We start from the raw sequence: 15,837 nt of genomic DNA on the forward strand, positions 1-15,837 counted from the left end.
GCACCCACAAGGCGGGGGGGACAGCAGGCAACCTGGGAGCGGACGGCAACGTCGCCTCCGGCGTGCTGCGCGGCATGTGGGGCGTGGAGCCAAATTACGGCGCCCAGACCACCTGGCCGCAGGCACCGACGAGCTATACGGTAAAAAGCGGCGTCCCCAGCGTAAGTACAGTCCGCAGCTCGACCTATCTTACCCGCGAATACCAGCTGTGTTTCAAATGCCACTCCGACTACAGCAATAGCCTGGTCGCGGCGAGTTTTCCATTGCTGCGCGGCGCCGTCTATGGCGGAACGCCATCAGGCATCAGCGGGAACGGGTTGACCGTCTATACCAACGTGGCGGCCGAATTCGCCGCCAGCACCACGGCTACGGACCCACCCTCGACGGGAACCGACCAGGGCGAAAACGGCAACGACCCGGCCTATACGCCGAGCAATCCCAACGGCGCTCCAATTGGTGCCCCAACCAACCACCGTTCCTGGCATCCGGTGGTCATGCCGACGGGACGCACCAGCTATGAGCGCACGGGCAACAACGTTACCGTTTTTTCCAACATTCGCGCCCCATTCAACACCGCTGCCAACATCGGCAAGCAAACCATGCAATGCAGCGACTGTCATGGCGAACCGACGTCATGGACAGTCGGTACCGGCCCGGATCTCACCAAGACTCAGGGGCCGCACGGATCGAGCGAAAATTTCCTGCTCAAGGGCAAGTGGGACATCACGCAAACAATTACCAGTGCGACCGGCGCCAGCCCGACCGCTGTCTGCGGCCGTTGCCATGACCCATCGGGCAACGGCGGGTTCAACAGCGGCGACGCCGGCCATACCACGAACTCCGACCATCAGGCGATGGCCAGATGCCAGTTTTGCCATATTGCCTTACCGCACGGCTGGAAGAACAAGGCGTTTCTGGTTAACTTGAACTGCCTTGGCCCCGAGGCGGGCAAGCCGACCGGGTGTACGAGTGCCTTTGGCGGAACGACCGGTGACACGAGACAGCTCTGGGCTGCTCCGTACTACAACGGAGCCTTGCTGCGGGTTTCCACCTGGCAATCGAGTACCGCCTGGACCGAAACGTCGTGCGGCGGTGGCCGAAGCTGGATGGACGCAGCATGTGCGGGCGCGGCGACCACGCAGCAAGCCCAGACTCCCCCATTACCGGCTGCGGGGGGCTATTAAGCATGGCCGCGTGGCTCGGATCGGCCGGTCAGCATTATTCCAGAGCGCTGGCTTCGCCACGCCTGACTGTGAGCTTCTTCGTGCTCATGGCGGCAGGAGCCCTGCTTACCGTACACGGCGACGCCGACCCGACGCTCGCCATGCTGCCGCCTTTCGCCCTGCTGGCGCTTAATCTGGCCGCGGCAATCGCCACCAATGTCCGCTTTCGCGCCGATCTGCCGCTACTGTTCTTTCACCTCGCCCTTCTGGCTTTGGTGGCGCTGCTGGCGGTGGCGCGACTGACTTATTTCGATGGCGCAACCATTCTTACTTCCGGCACCGCCTTCGAGGGTAATCTGGTGCGCGACCAGCGGGGGCCGCTGCACGGCGATGCGGTGCGCTCCTTGCATTTCGGCAACGAGGGATTTACCGAGAATTTCCCGGAACGCGGCAAGTTTCATGCGACCTACAACCGTGTACGCTGGTGGGACGAGGAAGGAAAAAGCCGCTTCGCCGAGATCGGCGACGATCGCCCGCTGGTGCTCGACGGCTACCGTATTTATGCGACCAGCCGCCGCGGCTTCTCGCCGCTTTTTTACTGGCAGCCGGCGACCGGCGCTGCGGGATACGGAACCGTGCAGCTGCCTGACAGCGACAGTGCCGGGCTTGGCCCGACAACCGAATGGCCTTTGCCGAATGGGCCGAAGGTTTGGGTAATGCTTGAACTCGATGCGCCGTCTGCACAGCTACGGGTTGGACAGCGCGCCGACCTGGGCGCCCAGAAGATGCGCCATCATCTGGTCCTGCGTGTCGGTGAGCGGCGCCTGGAGTTGCGCCCGGGTGAATCGGTCGACGTTGACGGCGGGCGGCTGACCTATGTGCGGCTCGCCTCCTGGATGGGCTATCGCATCGTCTATGATCCGACCGAGCCTTGGCTGGTGGCGACGGTCATCGTAGGAATTGTTAGCTTGTTGTGGTTCTACGCACGACTTCTGCGTCGGTCGGGTGAGTGCGTGCTTTTAGAGGTCAAGCAGTTATGCGACAGATAATTTTTGCAATCGGGATGCTAACGATGAGCACCGGCATCTGGGCCGGGGCGGCAGCGAAAACATGGACCGAGCCGGCGACGGGAATGCAATTTGTCGCGGTGCCGAAGGGCTGTTTCCAGATGGGCAGCGCCAAGCCGGTGCCACCGCCGGCCGATTCATACTGGGCGCAAATCGGCTTTGCGAAAAGTCTTTCGGAGGATGAAGTGCCGCAGCACGAAGTCTGCGTTGATGCGTTCTGGATGGGAAAATTTGAGGTGCGTATCAAGGAATGGCAGCAGATTATGGCCACGGCCGATGCGCCCGGTGACGGCAAGGACCTTCCTGCTGCGAAAGTGACATGGGCGCAGGCGCGCGATTTTGCCGAGCGTCTGAGTACGCGCTCAGGCGGCAAGTACCGCTTCCGCTTGCCGACCGAAGCGGAGTGGGAGTATGCGTGCCTTGCCGGCCGGAAGTATAAATTTGAGCCCAGACCCGATCCGCAGGAGCTTAACAAGGTTGCCTGGTACCAGTTCCGCACCCCGAAGCCAAGCGTAGTCGGCGCCCTGAAAGCCAACGCTTTCGGCCTGCACGACATGCAAGGGAATGTCTGGGAATGGGTGGGTGACGGCTACCTCGCCGACGGCTATACGCGGCACGCGCTCTACAATCCGCGCGTCGAGGCAGACACTGGGCCACGCGTCATACGTGGCGGGAGCTTCCGCACTGAACTCGAGCAAACGCGGTGCGCCAAGCGCGGCCATTATCCGGCCGACGACGCCCTCGATTCAATCGGCCTTCGCCTCGTGCGAGAACAATAGGAACTTCCATGCGCACTTTTTTTCTGGCGGCAATGCTGGCTGCCATTTCGGTGTTCAGTACCGCCGGTGTAGCCGATACCGCCGGCGCGCCGCGGCAGCCGGATTTGCCACGCGAAATCATCATTAACGGTGTCGAGTTCGTTCTTGTCCCTGAAGGCTGGTTTTGGTACGCCGTCGAAAACGGCGAGCGCGAAAAAGCGGTGCAGAAGGGCAAACCCTGGTTCCGCGATGTCAAGGTCTGGCTGGACAGCTACTACATTGCCAAGTACGAAGCCCGTGCGCGCGATCTCAAGCGTTTTCTGGATTCGCGGGATGTCAAGCACCGGACCGAATACGGTAGCGGCGAAACGAAAGGCTGCGCGGTACGACGCAACGAGGCTGGCGAATATTACCTGACCGAGCCCGAGCGCGATCTGCCGGCGACGCATTTATCGTGGAACCTGGCCGACGAATTTACGCGCTGGATGGGCTTTCGCATGCCGACCGAGGCCGAGTGGGTCAAGGCGGCACGCGGTACCGACCGTCGCCTCTGGCCGTGGGGCGACGAGTACCCGGACGATACCTATGCCGGCTTCCGGGCATTCGGCGGCTGTACGCCGGCACCGGTGACGTCGTTCAGCAACGGCAAGTCGCCCTACGGCGCCTACAACATGGCCGGCAATGTCTTCGAATACGTGGCCGACTGGTACAACGAACAGTTCGACCTCGACATAAAAGACGGTGACCGCAATCCGGTACCGGCCGCTACCGGAACGCTAACCGAGGGCATTCCGCGCCCAGTGAAGATACTCAAGGGTGGGCGCTGGGCTTCGAGCGCAAGCTTCATCCATGTCTATGCGCGTACAACGATGCGACCGGACGAGAATTTCCGCTGTTTCGGCGTCCGCTTTGCAGTCGATGTCGAGACTGCGCGCACTCACCTCGAAAACGGCACGGCCACCATTGTCGAGCCATAACATGAGGCGGGTGGCTTCCAGGCTGATGATTCCAGAGCGCGCCACAGTTCGGCCCAGCGGGGCTGTACGTAAGGATTATCGCCGGTTGGCGTTTGCCTCCCTGGTCGCCGTGATTATGGGACTTGGCTACCTCGTCAAGCTGTTGCCTGGCCGCGGCATCGAGGCATCGAGGCAGCCCACCGCGACCGACCGGACAGCATTCGCCGGCCTGCGCGAAGTAAGCCCGGAATTGCGGGCACCACACGCCGAGGCGCCGGAGATGCCAAAGCCGGATGGGCAAGGCGATGAACTCAAGAACGCGCTGAAACAGGCGGAGTCGTTGAATACTGCCGGGAAATATGACGACGCGATCAAAACCATGAACCGGGTGCGCCCACTGGCCGGTAATTCGGCCCGGGCTTATCTGCAGCTCGGGCGTGCCCTGCAGGGCAAGGGGGATCATGCGACTGCGCGCGATTTTTTTACCAAGGCCATCGATCTTGACCCCACGCTCGCGGAGGCCTACTTCGATCACGCCACCGCGTCCGAAAGTCTGGGCGACCTCGAAACCGCGCTTGGCGGTATGCGCAGCTTTCTGCATCTGGTGAAGAATCCGGACCCCTACCGGCTGCAGGTGGCGCAGGCACGCTCGGCGATATGGGAATGGGAGGCCAAACTCGGCCGCGGCCCGTGGGGGCCGACCAAAGGTATCCCGCCCGGCTTTACGGCCGACGAGATCAAACGCGATGGCAAGGGAACCGCCGTCAAGATGCCGAAGCCGGAAACATTGCGTCCGGACGGCACGATGGATTATGAAATCAAGGCGGGCAACCACTTCCCGGATCTATGGAAAAAATGAATATTCTCAATATTGAACTCGCCTCTTTCTGGGCCGCGCTGGTCGGCTATTCCATCGCCACCGCCCTCGCGCTGTGGGGCCTGGTGTTTCGCAAACACCCCGAACGCACGCTGCTGGCCCTGATGACCGTGGCCTGGGGGCTGCATACAGCAGCCATCATTGCCCGCTGGATACGCATCGATCACCTGCCGGTGGGCAGCACCTTCGAAATGCTGTCCGCCAACATCTGGGGGCTGATGGCCGCGGTAGTGCTGGCGTACTGGATCAATCCCCGCCTGCGCGCTTTCGCCGCCATCGTGCTGCCGATCATCATCATCATCATGGGCTGGATGATCATGGTGCCGCGCGATGCATCGTCTTTGCCGCCGACTTACAACACGGTCTGGCTGTTCATCCATATCGGCTTCATCAAGCTGTTTCTGGGCTCGGCATTCGTCGCACTGGGGATAGGCGGCATCGTGCTGCTACGCGCCGCCGACATCGGCCGCGACCGCTTCGCGCGCCTGCCGGATGATCTGTCGCTTGACGGGACCGCCTACCGCTGCATGGCGCTGGCGTTGATTTTCGACACCCTGGGCATCGTCGCCGGCGCCATCTGGGCGCAGGATGCCTGGGGCCGCTACTGGTCGTGGGACCGGCTGGAAGTATGGTCGCTGATTACCTGGCTGTCGATCGCGCTCACGCTGCATGTGCGCACACCGTTCCGCACCACGCCGCGCACCAACTCCATCCTGACCATCGCCACCTTCATCCTCGCCTTCATGACTTTCTTCGGCATCCCGTTCGTGTCCAAGGCCTTGCACCAGGGGCTGGTGTAATGGGCACAACCCTGCCCGCCGATGACCTGTTCCGCCAGTTGGCGGCGCGTCTGGACGCCGCGGTTCTGGGGCAGAAACAGCTCACCGAGCGGCTGCTGATCGCGTTGCTCGCCGACGGGCACCTGCTGCTCGAAGGCGCGCCGGGGCTGGCCAAGACCCGGGCCGTCAAGGTGCTGGCGGCGCTGCTGGCCGGCAGTTTTCACCGCCTGCAATTCACCCCCGACCTGCTGCCGGCAGACCTGACCGGCACCGAGGTATTCCGCCCGCAGGATGGCAGTTTCCGCTTCGAGCGCGGGCCGCTGTTCCACGATTTCGTGCTCGCCGACGAAATCAACCGCGCGCCGGCCAAGGTGCAATCCGCACTGCTGGAAGCAATGGCCGAACGCCAGATCACTGTCGGCCAAGCCACTTACGCCCTGCCGCAACTGTTCATGGTGATGGCGACGCAGAATCCGATCGAGCATGAAGGCACTTATCCGCTGCCGGAAGCGCAGCTAGACCGTTTTCTGATGCACGTCCGCATCGGCTACCCGGATGCCGCGACCGAACAGGACATTCTCGCGCTGGCCCGCGCCGAAGCACGCGCCGGTCTGGCCGCAAGCGATGTGCCGGCGCCGCCGGCGATATCGCGCGAGCAGATTTTTGCGGCGCGGCGCAGCGTGCTCGACCTCTACCTCGCGCCCGAACTGGAGCGCTATATCGTACAACTGGCTGCAGCCACCCGTCATCCCGAAGCTATAGATACCGAACTCGCCGGCATGGTACGTTTCGGCGCCAGCCCGCGCGGCAGCATCGCGCTCGAACGCTGCGCTCGTGCCCATGCCTGGCTGGCCGGACGCGATTACGTCTCGCCGGCGGATATCCAGGCGTTGGCGCCAGACGTGCTGCGCCACCGCGTACTGATGAGCTACGAGGCGGAGGCGATGGGCATGACGCCTGACCGGTTGATCACGACGCTGCTGCAACGCATGCCGGTGCCATGAACTTTCCCGGCGACAACGCTGACTTCGGCGTGGTGGCGTCGCTGCGCGAGTTGATCGCTCTGCGCGAATGCGTGGGCACCGCGGCGCTGCTTCGCCTGCCGCTGTCCGCGTTATCCTCGGGTAGCCCTGCGGCGACGCTCCGCAGCCGCGGCATGGAGTTCGCCGAAACCCGACCTTACCAGACCGGCGACAGCATGCGCACGGTGGACTGGCGCCAGACGGCGCGACGCGGCCGGCTCTACACCAAGCTGTTCGAGCAGGAACACGAGCGCCAGGTGCGCCTGCTGATCGATCTGGGCACCAGCATGCGTTTCGGTACGCGCGTCGCATTCAAGTCCGTGGTGGCCGCGCGCGCTGCGGCCTTGCTGGCATGGACGGCGGTCGGCGCCGGCGAGCGCGTCAGTGGCCTGGTGTGGGACGGCGACGTCCAGCACGACATCCGGCCCAGAAACCGCCGCTACGGGGCATTGCCGCTATTGCATTGTCTTGCTGCCGCGTCGGCGTCCGTGCCGGCCGCGCGCGAAGCGACGCTGACGGTGCCGCTGCGCACGCTGGCAAATAACTTGCAACCGGGCAGCCTGACGGTGCTGATCAGTGACTTTGCGCCGCTCGACGTCGAAACCGAACGCCGGCTTGCCGCGCTTGCCCGATCTACCGAGCTGGTGCTGATGCAGGTCTACGACATATTCGAAGCAGAACCGCCGCCCGGCTGCTACCGCCTCACCGATGGCCGACGCCACCTGACGCTGGACCTGCGTAGCGCTGCGGCGCGCGCCGCCTACAGTTCGGCCTTCGCCGCACGCCGCAGCGCGCTGGAGCAGCTGGCGCAGCGCAGCGGAGCAACCTGGGTACCGCTCGCCACACATGTCGAACCGCAACGGGTGCTCTCGTGCCTGCCAGGTTTTTCAGTCAAGCGCCACGCGGCATGACAGCGCCGGCTCTCAGCGCATTGCGCGACATCCACCTGCCGCCGCCTCCCTTGCTCGCTTCGCCCTGGCTCATGGCCATAGTCATAGTAATGGCCATCGCGCCGGCCATAGCCGCCTGCTGGGTTGCATACCGCACGCTGCGCAGGCGCAGGCTGCGTGCCGCGCTGCGCGAGCTGGCGCGTCTCGAAACCACCTACAGCCGCGATGGCGACACTACCCGACTGGTCAGCGGGCTTTCGCAATTGCTGCGGCGCCATGCGCTGGCCTGTTTTCCCCAGCCCGCTGTCGGCGGGCTTAGCGGCAGCGACTGGCTGCGCTTTCTCGATAATACCGGGGGTGGCGGCAAGTTTGCCAGCGGCGTCGGCACCGCGCTGGCGTCGCGCCCCTACCGCAGCCATGGCGCAGTGGACGAGGCCGCGCTGATCGCGCTGGCACGCCGCTGGCTGAAGGAAAATCCGGCGTGAGCTTCGCCTGGCCCTGGTGCTTTCTGGCGCTGCCTCTGCCGTGGCTGGTACGCCGCCTGCTGCCGCCCGTCGATAGCGCTATGGCCTTGCGCGTGCCCAGCCTGCCTGCCATCGGCGGCGCCAGGCCGGAAACGCCCGCTGGCATGGCGCTATGGATCGCCGTGCTGGCCTGGCTGCTGCTGGTCATCGCCGCGGCGCGCCCGCAGCTACCGGCGGATGCCGCATTGCAGCCGGCCAGCGGCCGCGACCTGATGCTGGCATTCGACGTATCGGCGAGCATGGCAACGGCCGACCTGCGCCTCGGCCGCCGTTCCGTCACCCGACTCGATGCCGCGCGCGCGCTTGCCGACGACTTCCTGCGCCAACGCCAGGGCGACCGCGTCGGGCTGATCGTATTCGGCACGCAGGCCTATCTCCATACGCCGCTGACGTTCGATCTTGCAGCTATGCATGCGGCGCTCGCCACGATGGAAGCCGGTTTTGCCGGCGCCGAAACGGCGCTGGGCGACGCCGTCGCGCTCGCCGTCAAACGCCTGCAGCCGCTTGCGGAGCATGACCACGTGCTGGTCGTGCTGACCGACGGCGTCAATACCGCCGGCACCCTGCCGCCGCTGCGGGCGGCCTGGCTGGCGCGCCGGGCGGGCGTGCGCATCCACGTCATCGGTATCGGTTCCGCATCCTCGCCAGCCGGCAAGCCGGAGCGCGGCCAGGCAGACGGCGTCGATGCAACGACCCTGCGGGAAATGGCGCATCAAACCGGAGGCATTTACCTGCGCGCGACCGACAGCGCAGCCATCGGCGACTTTTTCCACCAGCTCGACCGCATCGAACCGATGGCCCGTGGCGCGGCTTTCATTCGCCCGGTCCGCGAACTCTATGCGTGGCCGCTGGCCGCCGCGCTTGCGCTGACGTGCTGGCTGACGCTGCGCCGTACCAAGACAGCCGCCGCATGACGCAATCGGAGTGGTTCCTGCTTTATCCGTGGTGGCTGCTCGCATTGCCGCCTTTGGGCATATTGCTGTGGCGGATGTCGCGAATATCCGATAACGGTTTGGCGCACTGGCGGCGGGTGATCGATGCGCATCTGTTGCCGCACCTGATCGACGGAAACCAGCCGCGCCGCCGGCAGCCATCAGGCGTAGCCTGGCTCGCCTGCGGTTCTGTTGCCACCGTGGTGGCGCTCGCCGGTCCCGCATTCCAGCGCGAGTCGCAAACGGTTTATCAGCCCGACATGGCACGCGTGCTGGTAGTCGACCTGGCGGCGCAGGACATGACGCCACCCCGCCTGGAACAGCTCAAGCTGAAAATCCTGGAATTGTTGCGGACGCTGCCGGAAGGCCAAACCGCGCTGCTGGTATATGCCGGCGAGCCTTATCTGGCAGCGCCGCTGACGACGGATGTCGAAACCATCGCGCACCTCGTCCCCGAACTTGCACCCGATATCATCCCGGTAGCCGGAAATCGCCCCGAGCTTGCCGTGCGCATGGCGCGCAACATCCTTGCGCGCAGCGCTGCCACGCAACGCGACCTGCTGTGGGTAACCGCCGGAGCGGGGCCTGCCCCGTCGCCGTCGGAACTGGCGGGCCTGCGCCTGTCCGTCCTGCATATGACAGCGGCAGACGATCCGGCATTGGCGGCTACGGCCCGAGGCAGCGGCGGCAGCTATGTGCGGCTGCAAGCCGACAATCGCGACATCCGCCAGCTGATAGCCGCACTCTCGGCCGATCGGCGCTGGAATACGGTTACCGAATCATCGTCGGGCAACAAAGTCGACGCCGGCTACTGGCTGCTGCTTCCGCTGCTGCCGCTCGCCGCCTTGGCGTTTCGTGCGGGCATCCTTACGCTGCTCGCAGCACCGCTGCTCCTGGCACTGCTGTCCGCACCGCAGCCGGCGGCGGCGCTGGATTTATCGTCGCCGCTGGCCGATTACCGCGCCTGGCGCCTGCTCCAGTCAGGCGCCGCTGCCCGCGCTGCAGACGGTTTTTCCGATCCGCGCTGGTGCGCTGCTGCCAGCTATCGCGCCGGCCGCTACGACCGGGCGGCCATCCTGCTGCAACAGGCTCATGACGCCGATTCGCTCTATAACCGGGGCAATGCACTGGCGATGCAGGGACGCTTGGTCGAGGCGCTGGCCGCCTATGACGCAGCGCTCAAGCAGCATGCGGACAAGGACACAAAATACAATCGCGACTTGGTACAGCGCCTGCTGAACCAGTCTGCCGGCAACAGCGCTACCGGCGGAGCACGGCCTCCGCCGGTAGCGGCCGCATCCTTGCCGGCCGGCGATGCCGAACGCGAGGCCGCCGCCGCCGCGCAGCAATGGCTGCGCCGCGTACCGGATGCACCCGAGGGCCTGTTGCGCCGAAAGCTGCTGATGGAGCATAGGCGCCGTCTCGCCGGCGGCGAACGATCGTGGTGAAATATCCCGCCTTTTTGCTGCTTGCGGGAGCCGTGTTCGCGTTGCCGGCCGACGCCGGACCCGGGCAGGATTTGCTGCTCGAAGCGCAAATCGAGCCGGCGCAGGTCTATGTGCAGGCACAGGCGATTTACCGCTTGCGTTTTTATCAGGCTGTGGATGTACGCGATCTGCGCATCGACGGCCCGTCGGCCCGACTGGCGGATATCCGGCCGATCGGCCAAGGTCGCATCTATCAGGAAGTGCGCGGGAACCGGCGCTACCGGGTGCACGAACGCAGTTATGCGGTGCTCCCGTTCGCCAGCGGTCCGCTCGAACTTGCCGGAGCACATGCTGCCGGCCGGGTCGCCACGCCCGGCGCTCAATCGTCCGGTGGGCGCCATGCCGTCAGTGTCGAAGCCTCACCGAGGATAATGAACGTGCTGCCCGCTCCCGAGACGGCAAAAGCATCCTGGCTGCCGGCGCGGCGGCTGACGCTGACAGAATCCTGGATGGCGCCGGACCCCGCACGTATCGGAGCTGCATTTAAACGCACCATACGCATCGAAGCCGCGGGGGTCGATGCCGCGCAGCTTCCCGAACTGCAAGTCGTCGCCCCCGGCATCGCGGTTTATGCCGAACCGGCACGACTGAAGAATCGTTTCGCCGGCGAACTCAATATCGGTTCACGTGAACAGTTATTCAATATGGTGCCGCAGCGCACAGGCGACATCGTCGTGCCTGAATTGCAGCTGCGCTGGTGGGATACAGCTACGGCGATGCCGCATATCGCAAGCCTGCCTTCTCATCGCTTGCATATCGCCGCCGATACGGTGCAGACCCTGCCTGCTTCTGCCGTGCCGCAGCAGGCCGGAGCGCTTATGTATCTCCTGATCGCGGCCGGAATCTTCTGCCTGATTCTGCTTGCAATATATGCGGCACGCCCTTACCTCCACCTCGCATGGCGCCTGTACCGGACCTGCAGGGCCGAGGATGCGCGGGGCGTGCGTGATGGCCTGCTGGCGTGGTCGGCCCTCATCTGGCCTGCTGCGCCGCCGCTGACGCTTGTCGCGCTGGCGCAGCATATCAACGATCAAGCCGCCCGCGATGCCCTGATGGACATCGATCGTCGCCTCTACGGTGGCTCCGACCCCGACAATTGCGATGCAAGCCGACTGTTGCGCGTGGTAGCGCATATCACACGCCAAATCGGGCGAACCGCGCATCGCCCCGGCTGATGTCTTGCCCCCTTGGTGACCACATTTACAAATAGGATATGCAGATATAAAATTCTTATATTTATTAAACACCCTCATTACAAGGACAGACCGATGAAACTGCTGAATCTCTGTCGCGGTTTTCTCATCCTGCCGGCCATACTTCTACTTCCACTTGCGGCGCAGGCAGAGATACATCCGGTGCTGTTGAAGGATGATCCCGAAATGTATGCTCGGGTATATTTCGGCATGCCTTATGAAGAATTCATATCCAGGCTGGGGAGCAGCATTGCCGAATGCAGGCAAAGCATCGATAAATCGGTCGCGGATATCGCATGCAAAATCGGCATCCGCTTTGGCGACGAGCAGCTGGGCGAAGCAACCAGTCTTTTTCGGCACAACGCACTGGTAGCCGTTATCGGAAAATTTGACACTCAACATCCCGAAACGGTCAGGACCGCGCTGACGAATATTTATGGGGATCCGTCTCAGGTGGTCGCTAACAGCGAAAAAAAATTTCGCTCAGTCTCATGCCGCCAACAGTTCATGATCTGGTCATATCAGGATTACCTGATGTATTTTTCCAGGCCGACCAGCACCCAATATGATAAAAACCATCCTGACTTCATGCTGGCCATCGAAAGCGCCGACAGTGGTTTTATCGAAAAAATACGCACCGAATCCCTGCGCAGGTCAGGCGTTGAATTGCAAACCAGAATGGTGAACGTCCGGTTCAAGGCCATGGAAACTCCGCATACACTGCTGCACGCCTTGTCTGTGCCACAGGAAAACACAATTATTCATTGACGCAAAGGGTGCCGGGCGCGATAAAATCGCGTTTCCATGGCTGAACCGGAACCCACCCGCATGCGGCCGCCTTGCGGATCCCACGGTGCTCAATTGCGGGCACAGGTTATGCTAGTATCCATAGTCGATCATATTCAAGAGCCCTGAAAAACCCTTCGGTGATAACTGAACATTTCAAGATAGCTATCATAGGCTCCGGCCCCAGTGGCCTGTCTGCAGCCGCGCACGCTGCGGAACTCGGTATCTCGCACATCCTGCTGGAAGCCGAGCAGCATCCCGCCAACACGATTACCAAATACCAGAAGGGCAAGCTGGTGATGGCCGAGCCCAACGCCCTGCCATTACGCAGTCCGATGTCGTTTGCGGTCGGCACGCGCGAGAAGGTCCTGGAAACATGGATTGACGAGCTGCAGCAATATCATGTCAATTTGCGCCTGGGTGCCCAGGTCGCCTCGATCACGGGCGGACTCGGCGCCTTCAGCATCACGCTCGCGTCGGGCCAGGCATTGAAGGCCGAATACATCGTGCTGGCGATCGGCCTGCAAGGCAATATCCGCAAGCTGGGAGTTTCCGGCGAGGATCTGCCAGGAGTGCAATACCAGCTGGACGATCCTGACGAGTTCGAAGATGAAACCATAGTCGTCGTCGGCGGCGGCGATACCGGCATCGAAAATGCGCTGGCGCTGATGAAGAAAAACCAGGTGATCCTGATCAATCGCCAGGAAGGCTTCATCAACTGTAAGGAAAGAAACTACACGCAACTCAAAGCCGCACTAAAACAGGGCGAGATCGAGTGCCGCCTGGACACCGGCGTCGAAAACGTCGAGTTGGCGGAAAACGAGCAATTCCCGCTGAAGTTCGTCGCCCGCACGCAGCAAGGCATTGAGAGAATCGGCTGCCATCGCGTCATCGCGCGGCTGGGCGCCGATCCCCCGCGCCAGTTGCTGGAAAGCTTCGGCGTGCGCTTCCCCAGCGACGACCCGGCCTCGGTCCCACAACTGTCGGCCAGCTACGAATCCAACGTGCCTGGCCTGTATATCGTCGGCGCATTGGCGGGCTATCCGCTGATCAAGCAGGCGATGAACCAGGGCTACGAAGCGGTCGACCATATTCTTGGCCGGCCGGTGGAACCGGCGGATGAGATACTGCTGAGGGAAAAATTCTCCAGGTGCCAGGAGTTGGGCACGGTGGCGGAAAGCCTGGCCAAAATCCGCCAGAATGTGCCTCTGCTCTCGCCGCTGTCCAATTTGCAGCTGCGCGATTTCCTGCTTGAAAGCAATGTCCTGGCGCCTAGAGAAGGCGAAATCGTCTTCCGGCGCAACGACTACAGCACGACATTCTTCTGCATCGTCGCGGGATCGGTCGAAGCCTGCATCCATGATGATGCAAAACCCAATTTCAAGCTCAAGGCCGGCGACTTTTTCGGCGACATGGCGCTCATTTCCGGACGCCGGCGCGCCGGCACGATCAGGGCCGGGAAAGACTGCCTGCTGATAGAAACCCCGCGCCACTACATGCTCAAGCTGATCGATTCGCTGGAGTCGGTACGGCGCATGATCGACGAGGTCGCGCTCAAACGCGCGGTTCGGGTATATATCGGCCTGTCGCTGTCGGAGAGCGATCTGAATTACCTGGTGCACGACGCCAAAGTCAGGCATTACGCCGCCGGCGATGTATTGTTCTACGAGGGCGCCAAGCCCGACGGCCTGTACCTGATCCAGCGCGGCTCGGTGACGATCTCGCGCATGATAGGCGGCAAGGAAGTGGTGCTGTCGTACGTATCGGCCGGCAATTACGTCGGCGAAATGGCGCTGGTGTCGGGCCAGCCGCGTTTCGGCACCGTGCGCGCCGCTGTCAGCATCGAGGCCATTCATCTCAATTGCGACCGCGTGGCCGAGGTAATGGCGCGCAACCCGGACATCCGCAACGAGATGCACGAGCGCTACCTCACCCACATGCAGGATGAGCATATCGGCGCCACGCTGCAATCGGGCAACGACGCCGGCAACCTGATCTCGTTCCTGGTACGGCAGGGCATAGGCGAAGCTACCGACGTGCTCCTGATCGACGAATCATTGTGCACGCGCTGCAACAACTGCGAAAAAGCCTGCGCCGATACGCATGACGGCACTTCGCGCCTGGATCGAAAATCCGGCCCCACGTTCGACCAGATTCGCGTGCCCTCTTCCTGCCGCCATTGCGAGCATCCGCACTGCATGAAGGACTGCCCGCCCGATGCCATCCGGCGCTCGGTCAACGGCGAGGTGTTCATCAACGACACCTGCATCGGCTGCGGCAACTGCGTCGCCAACTGCCCTTACGACGTGATCCAGCTGGCGTCCATCGAAGTCCACCGCAAACGCCCCAGCCTGTGGCAATGGCTGATACTGGGCGTGGGCACGGAGCCGGGCACCAAGGGCGACCTCTCGGACAAGGCCACGACCAAGCTGGCGGTGAAGTGCGACATGTGCAAGGATCTTGCCGCCGGTCCGGCATGTGTGCGCTCCTGCCCCACCGGCGCCGCGATTCGGGTCGGCCCCGAAGAATTCCTCGATTACGCGGTCTGGCACAACAATAAAATCGCTTAATAATGCAACATAACACCCTGCTCGAATACAAACGCTACCGCTACCTCAAAGCCGCTCTGCTGCTGGCAGGACTGGCAAGTGTGGCCTATCTGCTGCAGCGCCCGCCCACCGGCGCCTACGGCGGCACCTGGCTCGGCTACGCGCTGGGTACTGCTTCCGCAGTCCTGGTAGTGCTGCTGCTCTGGCTGGGGGTCCGCAAACGCCAGTATCTCGGCCCGGGAACCATGCAGGGCTGGCTTTCGGCCCATGTCTATCTCGGCATGTCGCTGGTTATCCTGGCAACCTTGCATACCGGGCTCCAGTTTGGCTGGAATGTCCATACGCTGTCTTATCTGCTGCTGCTGGCAGTGATTGGCAACGGGTTCTACGGCCTCTACGCCTATCTGCGCTTTCCGCGGATGATGACGGAAAACCTGGGCGAAGATAACCTCGACTCGCTCCTGCTCAAGATTGCCGATCTCGATGAACTGGCACGCACGAACGCGCTCCAGTTGCCGGACGAGATCAACCAAATCGTGCACAAGGCCAGCCGGGAAACCCGCATAGGCGGCGGCGTTATCGAGCAGTTGGCCGGCCGGCAGCCGAACTGCCCGACTTCCGAGGCCGTGCGCAAACTGCATTACCTGGGCAAAAACCTGAAGGGCGCCCAGCCCAAGCTGCACCGCGAACTCTATTCGATCATGCTGCGCCGGGAAGCGCTGGTGGCGCGCGCGCGCAAGGACATCATGCTCAAGGCCAGGCTGGAGTTCTGGCTGTATTGGCATATCCCTCTGTCCATCGGGCTTCTGGTGACGCTCATCGCCCACGTCACCGCTATATTTTTCTATTGGTAA

The 15,837-nt window shown here is 62.9% G+C and carries 15 protein-coding genes; all 15 read left to right on the forward strand.

Annotated features, from left to right (window positions below; all coding sequences use genetic code 11):
* The coding region (locus VGK14_RS04950) for a hypothetical protein (RefSeq protein WP_331507823.1) at positions 1 to 1,184 on the forward strand (1,184 nt) is incomplete at its 5' end.
* Between the two features lie 2 nt (positions 1,185 to 1,186).
* Entirely contained in the window at positions 1,187 to 2,212 is a 1,026-nt protein-coding gene (locus tag VGK14_RS04955) for a cytochrome c biogenesis protein ResB (RefSeq protein ID WP_331507824.1), read from the forward strand.
* A gap of 23 nt (positions 2,213 to 2,235) precedes the next feature.
* Complete coding sequence (locus tag VGK14_RS04960; RefSeq protein WP_331507825.1) at positions 2,236 to 3,009, forward strand: formylglycine-generating enzyme family protein; 774 nt, start codon at positions 2,236 to 2,238, stop codon at positions 3,007 to 3,009.
* Between the two features lie 8 nt (positions 3,010 to 3,017).
* Entirely contained in the window at positions 3,018 to 3,965 is a 948-nt protein-coding gene (locus VGK14_RS04965; RefSeq protein WP_331507826.1) for a formylglycine-generating enzyme family protein, read from the forward strand.
* A gap of 85 nt (positions 3,966 to 4,050) precedes the next feature.
* Complete coding sequence (locus VGK14_RS04970; RefSeq protein ID WP_331507827.1) at positions 4,051 to 4,803, forward strand: tetratricopeptide repeat protein; 753 nt, start codon at positions 4,051 to 4,053, stop codon at positions 4,801 to 4,803.
* Complete coding sequence (ccsA, locus tag VGK14_RS04975) at positions 4,800 to 5,621, forward strand: cytochrome c biogenesis protein CcsA (RefSeq protein WP_331507828.1); 822 nt, start codon at positions 4,800 to 4,802, stop codon at positions 5,619 to 5,621. The genes VGK14_RS04970 and ccsA overlap by 4 nt, the downstream gene beginning before the upstream one ends.
* Complete coding sequence (locus tag VGK14_RS04980; RefSeq protein WP_331507829.1) at positions 5,621 to 6,604, forward strand: MoxR family ATPase; 984 nt, start codon at positions 5,621 to 5,623, stop codon at positions 6,602 to 6,604. Before ccsA ends, VGK14_RS04980 begins: the two co-directional genes overlap by 1 nt.
* Positions 6,601 to 7,533: a DUF58 domain-containing protein gene (locus VGK14_RS04985; RefSeq protein ID WP_331507830.1), complete on the forward strand. Its 933-nt coding sequence runs from the start codon at positions 6,601 to 6,603 to the stop codon at positions 7,531 to 7,533. Before VGK14_RS04980 ends, VGK14_RS04985 begins: the two co-directional genes overlap by 4 nt.
* Positions 7,530 to 7,997 carry a DUF4381 domain-containing protein gene (locus tag VGK14_RS04990; RefSeq protein WP_331507831.1) on the forward strand — a complete coding sequence of 156 codons (468 nt, stop codon included), beginning with the start codon at positions 7,530 to 7,532 and terminating at the stop codon, positions 7,995 to 7,997. The genes VGK14_RS04985 and VGK14_RS04990 overlap by 4 nt, the downstream gene beginning before the upstream one ends.
* The gene (locus VGK14_RS04995) at positions 7,994 to 8,950 is read left to right on the forward strand and encodes a VWA domain-containing protein (RefSeq protein ID WP_331507832.1); all 957 of its coding nucleotides are present in this window, start codon (positions 7,994 to 7,996) and stop codon (positions 8,948 to 8,950) included. The genes VGK14_RS04990 and VGK14_RS04995 overlap by 4 nt, the downstream gene beginning before the upstream one ends.
* On the forward strand, positions 8,878 to 10,416 hold the full coding sequence (locus tag VGK14_RS05000) for a vWA domain-containing protein (protein WP_331507833.1): 1,539 nt from the start codon (positions 8,878 to 8,880) through the stop codon (positions 10,414 to 10,416). Before VGK14_RS04995 ends, VGK14_RS05000 begins: the two co-directional genes overlap by 73 nt.
* Positions 10,410 to 11,630, forward strand: coding sequence for a hypothetical protein (locus tag VGK14_RS05005; protein WP_331507834.1), 1,221 nt, complete (start codon positions 10,410 to 10,412; stop codon positions 11,628 to 11,630). Before VGK14_RS05000 ends, VGK14_RS05005 begins: the two co-directional genes overlap by 7 nt.
* 93 nt (positions 11,631 to 11,723) lie before the next feature.
* The gene (locus VGK14_RS05010; RefSeq protein WP_331507835.1) at positions 11,724 to 12,416 is read left to right on the forward strand and encodes a hypothetical protein; all 693 of its coding nucleotides are present in this window, start codon (positions 11,724 to 11,726) and stop codon (positions 12,414 to 12,416) included.
* Between the two features lie 158 nt (positions 12,417 to 12,574).
* Entirely contained in the window at positions 12,575 to 15,004 is a 2,430-nt protein-coding gene (locus tag VGK14_RS05015) for a cyclic nucleotide-binding domain-containing protein (RefSeq protein WP_331507836.1), read from the forward strand.
* A gap of 2 nt (positions 15,005 to 15,006) precedes the next feature.
* Positions 15,007 to 15,837, forward strand: a complete 831-nt coding sequence (locus tag VGK14_RS05020) for a hypothetical protein (protein WP_331507837.1) — start codon at positions 15,007 to 15,009, stop codon at positions 15,835 to 15,837.

The organism is Novimethylophilus sp. (assembly GCF_036504375.1).
Lineage (GTDB): Bacteria > Pseudomonadota > Gammaproteobacteria > Burkholderiales > Methylophilaceae > Novimethylophilus.

Excerpts from the sequence above, each read along its gene's own strand:
- ccsA (WP_331507828.1), top strand. The coding sequence starts at position 4,800 with ATGAATATTCTCAATATTGAACTCGCCTCTTTCTGGGCCGCGCTGGTC.
- VGK14_RS04965 (WP_331507826.1), top strand. The coding sequence starts at position 3,018 with ATGCGCACTTTTTTTCTGGCGGCAATGCTGGCTGCCATTTCGGTGTTC.
- VGK14_RS04980 (WP_331507829.1), top strand. The coding sequence starts at position 5,621 with ATGGGCACAACCCTGCCCGCCGATGACCTGTTCCGCCAGTTGGCGGCG.
- VGK14_RS05010 (WP_331507835.1), top strand. The coding sequence starts at position 11,724 with ATGAAACTGCTGAATCTCTGTCGCGGTTTTCTCATCCTGCCGGCCATA.
- VGK14_RS05020 (WP_331507837.1), top strand. The coding sequence starts at position 15,007 with ATGCAACATAACACCCTGCTCGAATACAAACGCTACCGCTACCTCAAA.
- VGK14_RS04985 (WP_331507830.1), top strand. The coding sequence starts at position 6,601 with ATGAACTTTCCCGGCGACAACGCTGACTTCGGCGTGGTGGCGTCGCTG.
- VGK14_RS04960 (WP_331507825.1), top strand. The coding sequence starts at position 2,236 with ATGAGCACCGGCATCTGGGCCGGGGCGGCAGCGAAAACATGGACCGAG.
- VGK14_RS04955 (WP_331507824.1), top strand. The coding sequence starts at position 1,187 with ATGGCCGCGTGGCTCGGATCGGCCGGTCAGCATTATTCCAGAGCGCTG.
- VGK14_RS04990 (WP_331507831.1), top strand. The coding sequence starts at position 7,530 with ATGACAGCGCCGGCTCTCAGCGCATTGCGCGACATCCACCTGCCGCCG.